The organism is bacterium (assembly GCA_030649025.1).
GTDB lineage: Bacteria > Patescibacteriota > Minisyncoccia > JAUYLV01 > JAUYLV01 > JAUSGO01.
This window is the reverse complement of record JAUSGO010000014.1, coordinates 16,427-33,543: the sequence shown is the minus strand read 5'-3', so window position 1 is coordinate 33,543 and position 17,117 is coordinate 16,427. Positions and strand designations below refer to the sequence as shown.

Annotated in this window: 12 protein-coding genes; 8 read left to right on the top strand and 4 right to left on the bottom strand. The window is 53.1% G+C overall.

From position 1 onward, the window contains the following. The 8 genes from rpoC to recA form a co-directional block, all read left to right on the top strand. Positions 1 to 3,580 (top strand): DNA-directed RNA polymerase subunit beta' (gene rpoC, locus Q7S09_01670; GenBank protein MDO8557883.1); only part of this gene is annotated, 3,580 nt, incomplete at its 5' end. Between the two features lie 303 nt (positions 3,581 to 3,883). Next, positions 3,884 to 7,681, top strand: a complete 3,798-nt coding sequence (locus tag Q7S09_01665; GenBank protein MDO8557882.1) for a hypothetical protein — start codon at positions 3,884 to 3,886, stop codon at positions 7,679 to 7,681. 80 nt (positions 7,682 to 7,761) lie between these two features. Further along, a complete protein-coding gene (locus Q7S09_01660; protein ID MDO8557881.1) occupies positions 7,762 to 8,127 on the top strand; it encodes a four helix bundle protein in 366 nt (121 codons plus the stop codon). Next, positions 8,124 to 9,080 carry a hypothetical protein gene (locus Q7S09_01655; GenBank protein MDO8557880.1) on the top strand — a complete coding sequence of 319 codons (957 nt, stop codon included), beginning with the start codon at positions 8,124 to 8,126 and terminating at the stop codon, positions 9,078 to 9,080. The genes Q7S09_01660 and Q7S09_01655 overlap by 4 nt, the downstream gene beginning before the upstream one ends. Before the next feature lie 160 nt (positions 9,081 to 9,240). Next, on the top strand, positions 9,241 to 9,453 hold the full coding sequence (locus Q7S09_01650) for a hypothetical protein (protein MDO8557879.1): 213 nt from the start codon (positions 9,241 to 9,243) through the stop codon (positions 9,451 to 9,453). A gap of 32 nt (positions 9,454 to 9,485) precedes the next feature. Continuing rightward, on the top strand, positions 9,486 to 11,756 hold the full coding sequence (locus tag Q7S09_01645) for a DNA translocase FtsK (GenBank protein ID MDO8557878.1): 2,271 nt from the start codon (positions 9,486 to 9,488) through the stop codon (positions 11,754 to 11,756). Between the two features lie 147 nt (positions 11,757 to 11,903). Next, complete coding sequence (locus tag Q7S09_01640) at positions 11,904 to 12,272, top strand: hypothetical protein (protein MDO8557877.1); 369 nt, start codon at positions 11,904 to 11,906, stop codon at positions 12,270 to 12,272. A gap of 46 nt (positions 12,273 to 12,318) precedes the next feature. After that, on the top strand, positions 12,319 to 13,344 hold the full coding sequence (recA, locus tag Q7S09_01635; protein ID MDO8557876.1) for a recombinase RecA: 1,026 nt from the start codon (positions 12,319 to 12,321) through the stop codon (positions 13,342 to 13,344). A 305-nt stretch (positions 13,345 to 13,649) separates the two neighbouring features. Here the strand turns inward: recA and rpsR are convergent, their stop codons facing one another. The 4 genes from rpsR to Q7S09_01615 form a co-directional block, all read right to left on the bottom strand. Further along, complete coding sequence (rpsR, locus tag Q7S09_01630) at positions 13,650 to 13,850, bottom strand: 30S ribosomal protein S18 (protein ID MDO8557875.1); 201 nt, start codon at positions 13,848 to 13,850, stop codon at positions 13,650 to 13,652. A 74-nt stretch (positions 13,851 to 13,924) separates the two neighbouring features. Next, on the bottom strand, positions 13,925 to 14,413 hold the full coding sequence (ssb, locus tag Q7S09_01625) for a single-stranded DNA-binding protein (protein ID MDO8557874.1): 489 nt from the start codon (positions 14,411 to 14,413) through the stop codon (positions 13,925 to 13,927). 88 nt (positions 14,414 to 14,501) lie between these two features. After that, the gene (locus Q7S09_01620; GenBank protein MDO8557873.1) at positions 14,502 to 14,987 is read right to left on the bottom strand and encodes a 30S ribosomal protein S6; all 486 of its coding nucleotides are present in this window, start codon (positions 14,985 to 14,987) and stop codon (positions 14,502 to 14,504) included. A gap of 280 nt (positions 14,988 to 15,267) precedes the next feature. After that, complete coding sequence (locus Q7S09_01615; protein ID MDO8557872.1) at positions 15,268 to 16,935, bottom strand: hypothetical protein; 1,668 nt, start codon at positions 16,933 to 16,935, stop codon at positions 15,268 to 15,270. Positions 16,936 to 17,117 lie beyond the last annotated feature (182 nt).

The window sequence follows — 17,117 nt, the reverse complement described above, 5'->3', positions numbered from 1 at the left end:
CAAAGGGATTACCTGCGACAAGTGCGGCGTTGAAGTAACACGATCCATCGTTCGAAGAGAGCGGATGGGCCATATCGCGCTTGCCACTCCCGTTGCGCATTTGTGGTTTGTGCGGGGGGTTCCTTCAAAGATAGGCACGCTGCTGGACATTTCCGTTCAGGATATAGAGCGGGTCATTTATTTTGCCGGCTATGTCATAAGTTCCGTACATACCGAGGCCAGAGACGGACTTCTCAAGGAAATGGAAAATGAATACCAGGCGAAAGTTAAGACATTGAAAGGCGAGGGAGGTGATGAAGAAACGTTTTTGCAGCTGAAGCAGATGCGCGACGAGCATCGCGAACAATTGAAGCGTCTGCGTCCGATGGTCATCCTTTCGGAGATGGCTTTCCGAGAGCTCTCGCTCAAATATGGCCAGGTTTTTGAAGCAGGCACGGGAGCCGAAACGCTACGGAAGATCGCCTCGCGCGTGGAACTGGAGCCGCTCGCAAAAAAGCTTATTGTGGACATCGCAGAAACCCAATCCGTAGCCCAGCGCAAAAAAGCGCTGAAGCGCTTGCGTCTGGTTAAAAGTTTCATTCGGGCCGGCATTCGTCCCGAGTGGATGTTTTGGACGGTGATTCCGGTTATGCCGCCGGATCTGCGCCCCATGGTGCCGCTTGACGGGGGACGGTATGCAACCAGCGACGTGAATGATCTGTATAGGCGCGTCATCAATCGCAATAATCGGCTGAAAAAACTCGTCGAGCTAAAAGCTCCGGAAGTCATTACGCGCAATGAAAAGCGGATGTTGCAGGAAGCGGTAGACGCACTTATTGATAATTCCATGGGTCGGGGACAGAGCAGCCAGGCGCAAGCCGCCGGACAGCGCAGACCCTTAAAAAGTCTGGCCGATATGCTCAAGGGCAAACAGGGGCGGTTCCGGCAGAATTTACTCGGCAAGCGCGTTGACTATTCCGGAAGGTCCGTTATCGTCGTGGGACCCCAGCTGAAGCTTCACCAGTGCGGCCTTCCCAAAAAAATGGCTCTTGAGCTTTTTAAGCCCTTCGTCATCAATAAGCTCATTGAGCGCGAGATTGTCCATAATATTCGGGCCGCCTCGCGTCTTATCGAGCAGGAGGTTACCGAAGTTTGGGCGATCCTGGAAGAGGTCATTCAAGACAAACATGTGCTTTTGAATCGCGCCCCTACCCTTCATCGCCTCGGCATCCAGGCATTCCAGCCGGTGCTTATTGAGGGACTCGCCATAGAATTGCATCCGCTTGTTTGCACGGCATTCAACGCAGATTTCGACGGCGATCAAATGGCGGTGCACTTGCCTCTTTCGAGTAAGGCCCAGCAAGAAGCGCGGGACATTATGCTTTCGGCAAAAAATTTGCTGAAGCCGGCGACCGGAGAACCCATCGTTACGCCGGTGCAGGATATCGTGCTGGGGAGTTACTGGATGAGCCGCATTATTGATGGCGAGAAGGGAGAAGGAAAAATTTTTGGCTCTTCCCAAGAAGCCGTGTACGCGTATGATACCGGGCACCTTTCGCTTCGCGCGCGTATCAGGGTACGGCTTATGCGACAACCGGCAGCCGATCAACAGCCCCTGACGGACGATAAACAGCAAAAAACAAAAAAAAGAACAAAGAAGAAGGAGGTGCTGGAAGTTGTAGATCGCGAGCCATCGGTTGAAATTGTCGAGACATCGGTCGGGCGGATACTTTTTAACGAAGTCCTTCCCCCCGAGATTCTTTTCATTAATAAAGATTTGCATCGCGGCGAATTACGGAAGCTCTCGGAAGAATTATTGAAGCATTGCGGCGTAGAACGAAGCGCCGAGATATTCGATCGTATCAAGGACCTTGGTTTTTGGTACGCGACAAAATCCGGTATTACCTGGGGCATGGACGATCTCCGCATACCCTCGGAAAAACCATTCTTGATGAAAAAAGCGGAAGAACAGGTCTCAGAGATCCGCGAGCAGTATGAGGCAGGCCTTCTTACCAATCAGGAACGCAGGAGCCGTATCATCGAAATATGGACCGAGACCCGGAAAGAGATCGCCAAAAACGTGCCTAAATCTCTTGAGGTCAACGGTCCGGTTTTTGCGATCTTCGATTCCAAATCGCGCGGCTCCTGGGAACAAACATCGCAGATGTGCGGTATGAAGGGTTTGGTGGTAAACCCCGCTTCCGAGATCATCGAGTTGCCGGTCAAGTCGTCATACAAAGAAGGCATTAACGTTTTGGAATACTTCATCTCCACGCATGGAGCGCGAAAGGGCGCTTCCGACACCGCGCTTCGTACCGCGACCGCGGGATACTTAACGCGGCGGCTTGTAGACGTGGCGCAGGATCTGGTTATCAGGGAAGCGGATTGCATGGACGCCACCGGTATTACCATATACCGCTCGGATACGGTTGGCGGAGAATCTGCTATCGCGTCCCGTATATTCGGGCGGGTGCTGCTTGATGACGTCTCTGATCCGCAGGGAGGGGATATCGTCGCAACGAAAGGGGAATTATTGAGCTGGGATGCGGCGCGGCGCATTGAGCAGGCCGGAGTTGAAAAAGTCAGAGTGCGTTCCGTAATCCGTTGCCGCGCGCTTTTCGGTTTGTGCCAGGCATGTTACGGATACGATCTGGGGCATAACCGGCTGGTTAATATCGGCGAAGCGGTGGGTATCGTTACGGCCCAAGCCATCGGGGAACCCGGCACACAGCTTACCATGCGTACTTTTCACACCGGCGGCGTTGCAGCGGTGGCCGATATCACCACGGGTCTTCCGCGCGTCGAGGAAATTTTCGAGATACGTCCGCCAAAGGGTAAGGCCGCGCTTTCGGAATATGACGGGGTCATCATGGATATCGTGGAAAGCGAGAAGGATTGGACCGTCAAGGTCCTGCCGGATGTTCAGGCGCCGAAGACCGAGGATTCTGCTCGCGAGCATGAGCACCATGATACGCAAATGTATAAGCACGACCATGAAGATGAAACCGCCAAATCCGCCTCTAAAAAGAAAACAGCGTCCGGAGATGAGAATCCAGTAAAAGAGTACGTGATAAGCAAGGGCACGGTGCTGTGGGTCAAGAAGGGGCAGCACGTGAGCCGCGGCGAGCAATTGTCGGAGGGACATCTGGATCTGAAGGAGCTGTATAAAATTTCCGGTAGGGAGCAGGTTCGGCGCTATATCGTCCGCGAAGTGCAAAGCATCTATAATTCCCAGGGAACCGGCATTAACGACAAGCACATTGAGCTCATTATCCGGAAGCTGTTCTCGCGCGTCCGCATTAAGGATGGCGGCGATACGCAGATGCTCGCGGGTATGATTTTGGAATACGAAGTGTTCCGGAGGGAGAACGAGTTGATGAAAAAAGAAGGAAAAAAACCGGCCACCGCCGTGCGTCTTCTTATGGGTATCACCAAAACCGCGCTCACTTCGGATTCTTTCCTTGCCGCCGCATCCTTCCAGGAAACGGCCAGAGTTCTTATTGCCGCGGCTGCGGAGGGAAGAGTAGACAGCATGCGGGGTCTCAAAGAAAACGTGATTATCGGAAAACTGATTCCCGCCGGCACGGGATTGCGCGGGTGAGTATACATACGAGCGCTTTTTTAAAAATATCAATAACAAGACCGCCTCACGGCGGTCTTGTTGATTGCAGGTAGTTCGATTGGGAGGGTGATGCCTTGGTGTGGAAGCGGGTCACGGATATCGGCGGGTTTTGGAGGTCGGTTGTGCCTCGACGAGGAGGCGGATTTTTTGCATATTAGATATGTAAGTCTGCCTTTTGAATACCCTCATTAAGTTGTCCATTCGGTGGTCCCCATAGTCCGAAAAACTATTGAGACATGGAAAAACGGGCGCTATTGCACGCGGGGAGTTTGGTTTCTCCTTTTGATTTTTGCCTGCGTATTTGGCGGTTTTCTGGCCGGGGCAAAAGAAGCGCACGCCGTAACAAGAACCATAGAACAGCAGATAAACATTATTGACCAGACGTATACGAACGGTTCCGCAGTATATAACCCGACTGACAATTCTTTGGGACTGATTCGCTGGGACAGCGCCAAATACAACGGAGATACAGTTTATTTTGAGGCTGTACTTGAAAGCGACCCGGGTCCTACGGGTGAATGTAGTAATACTTATGCCGCTTTTTTTGCAAGCAATGGAACACAAGTGTCGGGAAGCGAGGTAAGTGAAGGCGGTTTGGGCTACACGAGGGTAAGAAGCGCGGCCCTGACCCTCGGAACGCTTCCAAACCTTGAGAGCGGGATTGATTATACGGTCAGGGTAAGATGTTCTGATATCTGGGGCACTTCCGCACACATCAGGGCCGCCCGTCTGATTGTTGTCCAATCCGCCGACCCGAGCATCACCGACACCCAAACGCAAATCGAGGTTGGCAACAATCAAAGCACCGCAGGTACCACCTATGCCGATCTGACCGACAAAAAAATCTACCGCTACACGTCGGCAAACTGGGACTCGGCGCCGACCGTCAATTTCGAGGCGTCCTTAAAAGCGTCTACCGGCGAGGGCACGCCGACGGACACCGGACCGAATAATCCGGCAACCGGAGCCCAGGACACTACCGTAGGAGCTATAGTCTGGGGAAGCTACACGAATTCATTTTCAGACAACGCAACGTATGATTCACTGGACTTAGACAAAGGAGAAATAAGTTACTACAACAAAGCGACGAATTTCAGCTTCTCCGGCATTCCCGCCGACGCCACGATCAAAGGCATCAAAGTGGAAGTGAACGGGTATGTGTCAAACACATTCATGGATGACTATTCGGTAAAGATCGTGAAAGGCGGAACGGTTGCGGGCACCGACCAGGCCAGCGCCACGGATTGGCCGACCACTGATGACGGCACCTACAGAAGTTACGGCGGCGCAACCAGCCTTTGGGGGACCACGTGGTTACCAAGCGATATTAACGCAAACTCCGGTTTTGGGGTGGCTTTTGCGTTCATAAACAATAAAACAGGACTAAGCGTTATTTATACCGCCTTTATTGACCATATCAGAATTACTGTCACGTATGCGCCGGCGGTCGCCTCCACCGCTTACGCGGCTTTGTATACGACCGGCGGAACGTTGGTTGACGGAAGCGAGGTTTCTCTATCAAGCGTCGTCTGGACACGGGTGCGAACCGCCTCGCCGATTACGTTAGCCGATGCAACGGATTATGTCCTAAGAATCAAAGCGTCCAGCGGCGGCACCGCCTCCATTGCCAATGCCAAAATCATTTTGGACCAGACGGCCGCAGGAGGAATCGATGCCATTGAAACAGTTCAGCAATATAATAATACAGCGGCAACCCAGAGCGGTACGACTTATACGTCTAAAGATTATGATAACAGCTTTAATAAATCTAATTTTGCCGGTGGCACTTTTGCGGCTTATTTTGAGACCACCATCAAAACAGGGATATTTGATGGCGCGACCTATTATGCCCAATTAGATCAAACGTTAGGAGAACAGACCGGAGCAGATACTTCATATACAAGAAAAATAAGCGCAGATCTCTGGAGTAGTCTTCCAGCGTCTGCAACAGACATAGATGTTCAGATAAAAAATACCGGACCCGCTTTAACTTATTCTGCGACCTCTCGGCTGATTATCAAAGTATCCGGGCTGGCGCCTGCGGGCGGCGGAGGGGGCGATGCCACCCTCACCCAGCGCGCGTATGTCTTCCAAAACGACAGCGGGAACACTCCCGACACCAACACGAACCGCAACACTGGCATCGCCTATCCCGTCCAGAAGGGCGAGCGCTTTGCCGTCCGCTTCCAGGTGGATAACACCGGGGATGGGGCCACGACCACGCAGTTCCATGTCCAATACGACCACAATGACGGCGTATGGAAATCCGTCACGTCTGGCGAGATCGCTTTGTCCCTGGGCATCTCGGGGTCAAATGGTGATGCACTTACCGCAGAGACGAGCCAGTGCGTTGCGGGTTCATCTTTTGTGAACGGCAAGTGGCATGAGAACACCGCCACGTCTCTGGGCGTGGTGCTTAATACCAGCGAATGCACCGAGCTTGCGTTCATCTTCTCCACCGCGACCGCAGTTCCCCGGACCACCTACCGCTTCCGACTCGTCACCGCGACTTCCTATGTCCCCTTCGCTTCGGTAGCAACGCCTTCGATTGTGCTGGTTACGTTTTCGGAGAGGAAACATTCCAAAACTGGTGCCGGGGCAGAACTTGCCGCCGTCCCCACCGTTTCGGATGACCTTTCGTACTACCTCGACGACACCGGATATGCGGCGGTTGCGGCAAATGACGGCGTGTATGATACGGCAACTTCCTCGGGGTCGAATGTCCCCGTCTCGCTTTTCAAGTTTCGCAATCCATACGCCAACGCTACCGAATCATTCACTGTCCACTGGGACGGGCAATCGAACGTGGCGCCCTCCACGCCGCGAGCTGTCTTCCTGGAGATATGGAACAACGACTCCAACGCCTGGCTTGAGCTGGCCTCGAACAATTCTGCGGATGCAAACACCGATTTCTCGTTTGATACGGTGACATCGGGCTCCGCGCTCTTTGATGCCAGCTTCTTTACGTATGTCCGCGTGCGGCAGGCGGCAGGAGCAGAGGCATTGCGGACCGATTTCATCTCCCTCACATGGCGTCTCTCGGGGCCAGGGGTGGACCGGCAGGACATTATCTCTGATTCACGGCCGGGTGTGGGCGCAAACCATACCATCTCTTTTGCCATCAATTCCGGCTTTGACGCCTCCGAGCTCCTGGAACTCGATTGGCCGAGCGACTTTGCGTTCCCCAGCGACCTCGACTGCGGGGATGCGGATGTTGCCACAGGCACCCAGTTTTATCTTGCCACCACCTCCACCGACTGCCTTGCAACCGCAACCAACTGGGGGGCGATCTTCATATCCGACACTCGTATCTTCCGGCTCACCGCCCCCTCGGACCCGGGTACGTACATTGCAACCGGCACCATAATGACCTTTACCATAGGCCTTAATGCCTCGGCGCAGCAGACGGGCACGACGCAGATCGTAAATCCCTCAACGGTAGGAACTTATACGCTCGATGTCGGGGGCCCCGTGGGCATGGGACGGATGCTTGTTGCCATTATTGAGGGACAGACGGTTGAGGTGACGATAGCCGAGAGCCTCACTGTTACGGTCACGGGCATTGCGGGAGCAAGTTGTTCGGCGGATGACGGGGCGTCTGTAACACCGGTGGACGCCACAGACACGGCTATTCCCTTCGGGAATATATCCCCCAATACCTTCTACATCGCCTGCCAGGATGTTGCGATCGCCACAAATGCGGGCGGCGGTTACTCGGCAACGTGCCAGGAGGAAAGTCCGCTCAAGACATCGGGCGGCACCATCATCCCCGACACCGTCTGTGATGCGGGAGGATGTACCGAGAGCGCGGGCGCTAGCTGGACGAACGCTTCCAACAACGGCTTCGGGCACACCTGTCGTAATCAGGTGAATAACGACTGTGCTTCGGCATATTCCAACGGTGTGAGCTTCCGTCAGTTTGCAAATATCTCCGGCGGCGAGGCGGCCCAAGCCTTCATGGCAAGCTCCACCACGGCTTCTGCTACCGGGCGGGTGAAGTTTCGCTTGAGCCGGGGATCAACGCAGGCGGCAGGCGCCTACCGCACGGTGGTGACCTACATCATCACGCCGACGTATTAGAAGCTCGAAATTCGAATATCGAAACTCGAAATCCAAAACGATATAAGAAAAAATATCGGGGTAATTCGACAAAAGCTCAGATGGCCGAAATACAAAGTATAAAGCGATATGACCTAGAGGAACGCACGCTAACATTCGCTCGGCGCGTGCGGCTTTTTGTGCCGAAGCTGCCCAAAATAACAGCGAATTTTGAGGATAGCAAACAACTCATCCGATCTTCAGGATCGGTCGGAGCCAACTATATCGAAGCAAATGAGGCGCTCAGTAAAAAGGATTTTCTACTGCGGATCAAAATCTGCCGCAAAGAAGCCAAGGAAAGCACCTTTTGGCTTAAGCTTCTCGATGCCGGCAAAGACCAAAGTATGGCAGAGGAGCGAGAGAGTCTGCTCCAAGAGGCAACCGAACTCATGATGATTTTCGGTTCCATAATGAGAAAAACAACATGAGGCTTCGTTCATTAGGATTTTGGACATTATTTCGGATTTCGGGATTCGGATTTCGAATTTTGCCAGCGGCTTTCCTGCTAGCCATTGCCACTGGCGCCACAGCGCAAGGGCAGCCGCTCGCGCTCTCGATCACGCCCGTGCGTTTTGAATTTGCGGCTTATCCGGGAGAGCGCCTGCAAGGGCTTTTGCGCGTCATCAATGTGACGGATGAGGCGCTTCCAGTGGTGATGGAGGTTGAGGACTTCACGCCGCAGGGGGAAGAGGGGCGCGTCGTCGTAGAGTCGCGCGAAGATGAAACCTCCTCGATCAAGGACTGGGTTCATTTTGACCTGGAACAATTCACGATATTCCCCAAGCAGGATATGGCGGTGGAATTCACGCTGGACATTCCGAGGGACGCCGAGCCGGGGACCCGATTCGGGACGATCCTTGCGCGTACCACTCAAGAGCCTTCCGGGGAATCCGGCCCCGTGGTTGTTGCCAAAGTCGGGGCGTTGGTGCTGGTGGATGTGTACGGGGAAGTGCGGGAGGAGCTTTCCGTCGCGGGCTTTGATGTGTCGCGCTTCAGTCGAGAACTGCCCGCGCCGTTTGCGCTTCGTTTCGAGAACCTCGGAAACACGCGGGTCGAGCCCCGTGGCAACATTATCATTCGGAATATCTTCGGGAAGGTGGTCTCCACCGTTCCCCTTCCCGAGAGAAACGTGCTTCCGGGGTATACGCGGCGGATTGACGGGGCGGTGACCGAGGGGCTTTTGGCCGGGCGGTATACGGCGACGCTCGTCGCGACGTACGGAAGAGCGCAGCAGATTCCGATTTCGGCGGTGCGGAGTTTTTGGTTTTTGGATATGCGCAGGGTTGGCTTGCCGGTGCTCATTCTTTTGGGGGTTCTGGCCTTTATTGTTTGGAAGCGAAGGAACTTTCGGGAGGCGTTCCGGGTGCTGCGAACGGGGTGAAATGCTCCAGTGGAGCATTTCACGGGGTCAAATTCTCCAGTGAAGAATTTGACGGGCGAGTGCCATGTTTCTGGAAGATGAGAACTCGCCCAGGAAGCTTCTATGTTTCTCGAAGATGACTGGCTGCCCAGGAGAGGAATAATTACTAACATTTTCACCTATGTTGATATTTTCCATTGTGGTCGCCGTCCTTGTGGTAGGCGGGTACGTGATACGGAGGCGGCTTCGGAGGGCGTGGTACATCCTTTGGACCGGGGAGCTGGACCCGGATTGGGAAAAGCTCTACCGGAAGTGGTATGGAGACGCGGGACCGGAGCTTCTGGAGATGGCTGGAAGGAAAGGGAGCGCCTATAAGTCACATAGGTCTTACTAAGTTTTATGTAGAGTGTGGTACACTATGGTTGTATGTCGAGGAAGAAAGATCGGAAAAAAGAAAAGTCCTCCCTGCCCTTCCTGCACCCGGAAACGATGCGTGGCGTTATTGCCCTGCTTCTTTTTTTGGGCGCAATCGTGATGCTACTTGCCTTCGGAGGCCTTGGCGGCGCCGGAGGAGAATTTGCATCCTCGGCATTTCACAGAATTCTGGGCAGAGGATTTTTGCTGGTGCCGATGAGCCTGATCCTTGCCGCGCTTTCCATATTCACATCTTTGCACGAGCGTTTCTATGCTCCGACGTTCCTTGGCTCCGGTCTTTTTTTGGTGAGCTTCGAGGGCTTGCTGCATCTTTTCTTTCCTGACGTGCGAGGCGGGGGTTTTGTCGGTTATGCCATTGCCGTGCCGCTCATGCGGCTTCTTAGCTTCTGGCCGACACTGGTGATACTGACGGGCCTCATTGTTATATCGCTTATTATCGCGTTTAATATTCCTTTGCGCCTCATTCTCTTTGCAAAAAAAGACCCGCTTCGCCAAGGCTCCAGCGAGGCGAGAAAGCAGGAAAAAGCTATCCCCGCATATCTGGAAGAGCGTAAAAAGCCCGATGCGTCTCCCGCCTTGCCGGACGATGATGCTTCTATGGAAGACCCAGGAAAAGCAGAAGCGGCCACAAATTCGGCTCCGCTATTTGAGATTAAGGGTGTAGGGATTGCCCCCGCTTCGACGAGTCAGCGAGGCGAGGAAGAGAGGCCCGTTTCCCGGGTTTCCCCAAGGATCGCCGAATCACAAAAAAACGCGCGAAAAGAAAAAAGCAACTACGTATTTCCTCCCCTGGACCTGCTTGAAGAAGACTCGGGAGAGCCATCAAGCGGCGACATCAAGACCACCGCTACGGTCATTAAGAGAGCTCTTGCCACTTTCGGAATAGAAGTGGAAATGGGCGAGGTCAATATTGGACCTACGGTGACGCAATACACCCTGCGTCCGGCATCGGGCATAAAACTTTCGAAAATTACGGCTCTCCAGAGCGACCTTTCTTTGGCGCTTGCCGCGCACCCTATCCGCATAGAAGCTCCAATTCCCGGAAGATCGCTGGTAGGCATAGAAATTCCGAATCACGCCATCATGCTTGTGCGCATGCGCAATCTTGTCTCCGAAGAGGCATTCCGCAAGCAAAGTTCCGTGGGACTCTCACTGGTGCTGGGGCGCGATGTTGCGGGAAACCCGACGTTCGGAGACCTGGAGCGGATGCCGCATCTCCTTATCGCGGGGGCAACCGGAAGCGGGAAATCCATAGGCATACATTCGGTGCTTGTAGCGCTTCTCTACCAAAATGCTCCGGAAAACCTGCGCTTCATTCTCATAGATCCCAAGCGCGTGGAGCTGACGCATTACAATGACATTCCACATCTTCTGACCCCGGTCATTACCGAACCCTTGAAAATGGTACATGCGTTGCGCTGGGCCGTACGGGAAATGGAAACGCGGTATGAGCGGCTCTCGAAAGCCGGTGCCCGGGATATCACGTCATACAACAAGCGGATAAATTCGGAAGAGCGTCTGCCGTACATCGTGATCGTTATAGATGAACTTGCGGACATTATGGCGGCCTTCGGCAGAGACGTGGAGGGCATGATCGTGCGGCTTGCGCAGATGGCCAGGGCCACGGGCATTCACCTTATTGTTTCCACCCAGCGGCCCAGCGTGGAGGTGATCACGGGCCTCATTAAGGCAAACATCACAAGCCGCATCGCGTTCCAGGTTGCTTCGCAGGTTGATTCGCGTACGATTCTCGATATGGCCGGGGCAGAGAAGCTTCTTGGGAGGGGCGACATGCTGTATCTTGCGGGAGACGCGCAGAAACCCAAGAGAATCCAGAGCGCGTTCGTTTCCGAAAAAGAAGTAGAGCGCGTAACGGCGTTTATTCGCAAACATAATGCAGGGATGGAAATTGAGGAAACGATCACGAAGCCCCAGCCGTTGGGCATTGGTGTTTCCGATGCCGACGATATCGATGAGGATGACCCGATGGTGGACCAGGCGCAAAAACTTGTACAAGAAACAGGGAAGGCCTCCGCAACGTTCTTGCAAAGGCACCTGCGCATCGGATATGCCCGTGCGGCGCGGATTCTTGATATTCTGGAGGCGCGAGGAGTGGTGGGACCCGGAGAGGGCGCAAAACCAAGAGAAGTGTACCCCCACACTAATGGAGCACAACTTCAATCCATGCAACAAATAAATGAAGATATGGGCGAAGACGCAGTAGATGATACTGCCGATGAAGAGAGTAACCCTGTTTTGTGACGTGGAGCGTCACAGTGCTCCATTAGTGTAGGGGTGTATGGCGCAAAGACGGATTTATCCGATAGGCCTACGGGAGAGGACATGGAAGACCTGACCGGTGTGGGTGTTATAGAAAATGGAGATGAGGATAAATTTTAATTTGTATACATGAGGAGTTTCTCCAGATTTGCCATTACCCCGAACAGGACGGTAAAGGTTTTTTTCAGCGCCGCAATATTTCTCGTCTTGGCTTATTTTGCCTGGCAGTTGTATCCAATTTTTCGCGCGCCGCTCCTTGTGATTTTCGAACCCGATAGTTTTTCGACCGTCTCCAACGCGCATATCGTGCTTCGGGGAAGCACTGAGCAGGGTGCGCGCTTGACGGTGAACCGCCAGCAGGTGTACGTTGAGGAAAGTGGAAATTTCAGCCAACCCATGCTTCTTGCCTCGGGCGTGAATGTTATCGATATTACTGCCGAGGGGAGGTTTGGGAGGAGAACGAAGGTTACGAGATACGTTATGTACAACAGCTTATAAGCTATTAGTTTTTTAGATTATGACCAAAGATAAAAAAGACCAGGATATGAATAAGAAAGATGGCCGCTTAAAGACGCTGGGCAATGTTGTTCAGGAAATACAGGAGAAATTCGGCGAGGGCAGCATCATGAAATTGCGCGAAGCCGCGAAAGTCGACACGGATGCTATTCCTACCGGCGCCCTGTCGCTTGATCTGGCGCTTGGCATCGGCGGCATCCCCAAGGGCCGCATCATCGAAATTTACGGTCCCGAGTCCGCCGGAAAAACGACCCTTGCGCTGCACATTGTGGCAGAAGCCCAAAAACGCGGAGGACTTGCGGCATATATTGACGCAGAGCACGCGCTTGACCCGGATTATTCAAAAAAAATAGGCGTAAAGATCGATGATTTGCTTATTTCCCAGCCGGATACGGGAGAGCAGGCCCTCGATATCGTTGAGACCCTGGTAAAATCGAACGTGATGGATGTCATCGTGATCGACTCGGTTGCCGCACTCACGCCTCTGGCCGAAATTGAAGGGGAGATGGGTCAACAGCATATGGGTCTGCAGGCGCGCCTCATGTCTCATGCCTTGCGGAAACTCACTTCGGTCATCGCCAAATCAAAGACGGCAGTCATTTTTATAAACCAGATCCGCATGAAGATCGGCGTCATGTTTGGAAATCCGGAAACAACGCCCGGAGGCAAAGCTTTGAAATTTTATGCATCCGTGCGCATTGAGGTGCGAAAATTGGCGCAGATAAAACAGGGCGAGAATATCGTGGGGAATCGCGTTAAGGCAAACATTGTGAAAAACAAAGTTGCCCCGCCGTTCCGTAAAACGGAGTTTGATATTTTTTACAACGAAGGTATTTCTTATGAAGGGGATCTGTTGAACGTTGGCGTATTGTACGGGGTTCTGACCAAATCGGGCTCCTGGTATGTTTACGGCGGGGAAAAGCTCGCGCAGGGAGCGGAGGGGTCTCGCAAGTATCTTAAAGAGAATCCCGATGTTACAAAGAAGATTGCCGCGGAGGTGAAGAAGGCCGCCGCCACGTCAACTGTTGTAGCCGAGGGGACTCCGCTTGCGTAGTTTTCGGAAACCCTTCGTTCTCTCTATAAATAAAAACACCGATGGACGTTCCATGGGTGTTTTTTCTAAGAAGTGATTATTTTCTAGCGAGTCGAGCGAAGTGCAAAAGAGTACTTTTGCACTTCCGAGCGAGCGCTGAAAACAAAGGGTTTAATTCCTGGGCGATTCTCATACATGGGAAACAAGGTAATCGCCCGCAGAATGCAAAGACATTTGCATTCTGCCCCCGCAGCTTGCTGCGGAATTTCTGACCCCGCCAAGGCGGGGTCAGAGGGTCCAGGGCTTGCCCTGGGGTTTAATACCCTTTATTTGGTTACGTACGGCAAAAGCGCCATGACGCGGGCGCGTCTGATGGCTCGGGCAACCTTGCGTTGATGTTTGGTGCAAATGCCCCGTCGGTTTTTCGGAACGATTTTAGCCGAAGCGCTGGTATAGCGTTTCAGCAATTCCGTTTCTTTCCAGTCCGCTTCTTTAATATTCGATTTACAGAAGAAACACTCTCTCACAGAATCTCTAATATCCAATCTCTAATATCCAATCAAAATTCTGATATTAGATATTAGGTATTTGGAATTAGATATTAAAAAGGTATATCTTTTACTTCGATCTCCGGCTCGTCTTCTTGGATGACGGGAAGATCCGTTTCTTGCACTGCTTCCGGCCGTTCATTCGCCCCATCGCCAGAGGATTGCGTTTCCGATCCAGCCGGCTGTCGATAGGGGCCTGCAGTACCACCTGGCTTTGGCCCGAATTGCACGTTCTCTGCCACAATTTCGGTGCGATACCGCTTCTCCCCGCTTTTCTGATCCTGCCATGATCTGGTTTGCAATCTTCCTTCCACGTACACGCTCTGCCCTTTGACGAGATATTGCCCGACCACCTCTCCTAATTTTGCCCAGCATACCACGTTATGGAATTCAACGTGCTGTTCTTTTTGTCCCGTTTGCTGATTGTTCCAGACGCGGTTGGTCGCAATGCCTAGAGTAGTGACGGTCTGTCCCGAAGGCGTGGTGCGCACTTCCGGATCGCGCGTAAGATTGCCGATCAATAAGACTTTATTGAGATTCATAAGAATCTTCAAATACCTAATACCTAATATCTAATGCCCAATCAAGGCTTCGCCTATTGGAGATTAGAAATTGGATATTGGATATTCGTTAAAATTCCCTCCCGAGTATCTCATCCAGTTTCCTCTCGATTTCCGCGATGTCTGCCGTTTTTTCTTCTCGGGGCGGCACGACATGCGTCGGGCGCTTAAGGATCGCCGATTTTTCCTTTGCAATCTCATGTTTTGGCGTCTGCAACTCTACGACGCGACGTTCGCGCAGGCGTTTCAGGAATTTTTCTGTTAGGACTACGAATATATGCCGCAGAATATCTTTGCGGATTCCTAATTCTTTGGCAAAGGCTTCTTTTGCGGAAGCAGTGAACACAAGTTGTTCCGAAACGAGGTAGGCGCTTTGGGCTTTTTTAACAGGGTAGGCAAGGCGCCGCCGCTCTGTTTGGAGGTGTTCGCGGACCGACCCGCCAAGCTTAACGGCCATCGTATCTATTTCGTTCTTCAAAGCTTCAAGGCCCGCATCATCAAGATCGGGCGAGGCCAGATACGAAAATTCATAAAGTTTTTCTGTTGATTTTGCCATATCATCCAGAACCCATCTTAAAAATCCTTCTTGGTCTGCAATTATGGATTTTTGGCTACGAGCCGTTTCTCGAAGACTCACCGTATTACTCTGTAATACGCCTCGCTTCTGCGGCACGGCTCTCGCTTAAAAATCCATAATTTCGCCTAAAAAGTATTTTTAAGATGGGTTCTAGTCCAGAACATCCTATCATCGGATTTTTTTGATGTCAAGCAATGAAAAAAGCTCTGCCCCGACGTGTTGCATGTCGGGGCAGTTAAGCCACTTGCGTGGCAAATGGTCAATTGGCGGAAGCGGTTTCCGCGTTTCCGGGAGTTTCCGGAGTGACCGGGACCGGGGCGTCTTGGATGATGCTGTTTGCCCGGAGGACACTCAGCACATACTCCGCGACCCCCTCGGCAATTCCCTTTGAGACCAAAGTCTCCCTGCTCGGGACGCCTTTCCCGACATTCTTGAACATGCGGCTTAGGGTCGCACGGGGAATGTCGAGATCGAGACGGAGCGGTTCCTGCCAGTCGTGGAGCTTCATCTTCTTTCTGAGGTTGAGCTCCTTTTTCCTGGCAATCTCCGGATCCTCCTCGGTCGAGGAGGTCTGGTCCGTGGGTTCGGCAGCGGGAAGAGCGTTTTCCAGGGGACCTTCGACTACGAGACCGGCTTCCTGGAGAGCATCGGCCATTGCCGTGCCGTGAGGCTCCTCGTGATTGCTACCGGTTGAGGAGTTGTTGTTGGTTTTGGCGGACGGCGGTTTCAAGTCCCTGCTCTCCATATCCTTTTGGGGACTGGAGTTCAGGCTCTTGAAGATTTCCTCTTCGTTCCCGCCATTTCGGATTTCCTTTGCGATGGAATTGGCATGCGTGCCGATCCCGGGATAAGGCTTTCCGTAATGATCTACAAGCTTCGTCTTGATACGACGAAACTCGTCATCTGAAGACGCCGACCGATTCTCCCTTCCCGTCTCTGGCGTTTCGGCTTGGGTTCCGGGGTTTCCGTATTTTGCTCCGAGAGCCTCGGTGGTGGGATACTCCGCGAAGAGTTCCTTGAGTCCGAGGTTGTAATCGCCAAGCCGCAGAGCACGTGCCTGCAGGTCGGCGATTACCGTCGCCTGATCCAACCTGAGCGGCTTGAGTCCGCCTCTGGAAAGGCCATAAAGTTCTTCCAGAAGCTTGGGAACCAAGCTTGCCGGAGGAATGAACGCCTTCTTTTGTGGCGGTTTGAGGGGGGTGGCTCCGGGGGTGTCGGTGTTGGAGTTGGCGTTAGCGTTGGCGTCGGAGATGGGAGCGGGCTTGGTGGCGGGCGCATCCTTTTGCTCGGAGCGGGAATTCACATCGATCCCGGCGAGCTTTTGGACTGCCGCAACCAGCGCGTTCCCGTACTTTTCGAAGTCCTTTCCGTCAAACTTGGCGGAGAGAACCTTCTCAAGATGGACGCGGTTTTTTGCCGAATCCAACATCTCCTGCGAGAACAGCCGAGTCCTGGGATTCTCGTCCAACCGGAAGAATTCCCGGCCGTCTGGCAGCACAGTTACCGTGTTGAGCGTGACCGTGATGTCGTCCGTCTCGGTGATCTGCGCCGTGACGACAACTACGGCACTGGCTGCGGTACGGAACAGTTCCCGTCCGTCTTCAGTCGTCCGCACATAGTTCAGCGGATTTCCGCGGACGTCGGCAGCAACCTGCGCCAACCAGAAACCTTCGTGGCGAGTGCTCCGAACTGCTTTTCCTGTTGCTTCGATGGTCAGGGTTGGTTGCGGAAGGCTTGGGGCGACTTCGGCCCGACGGAACCTACCGTTGCTCTGATTGAGTTTCAGTTCCACGGAACGCACTTCGCTTCCGCGGGAGAATACCCGAAAATCGGCATCCTTGAAAGCCTGAAGAAACTTTTCCGCATCGATGCCCCGGACCACTTCAAACAACTCAACAATCGAGAATTCTTTTCTCTTCGTATTCATGGTGTTCCTCGTTTCCTCGGTGTAGTTGCGCGCCGACTCGCGTTCGCGATGGATCGGCTCGGATGTGTAGGAATGACCCCCTGCATCGTACAGCTAGAGGGGTCAATATGGGCTTGTAACTCAAGCATCGGAAATCATGTATTTTCCCGATGTCAAGGAGCGTGCATCAGGTCAAAAACAGT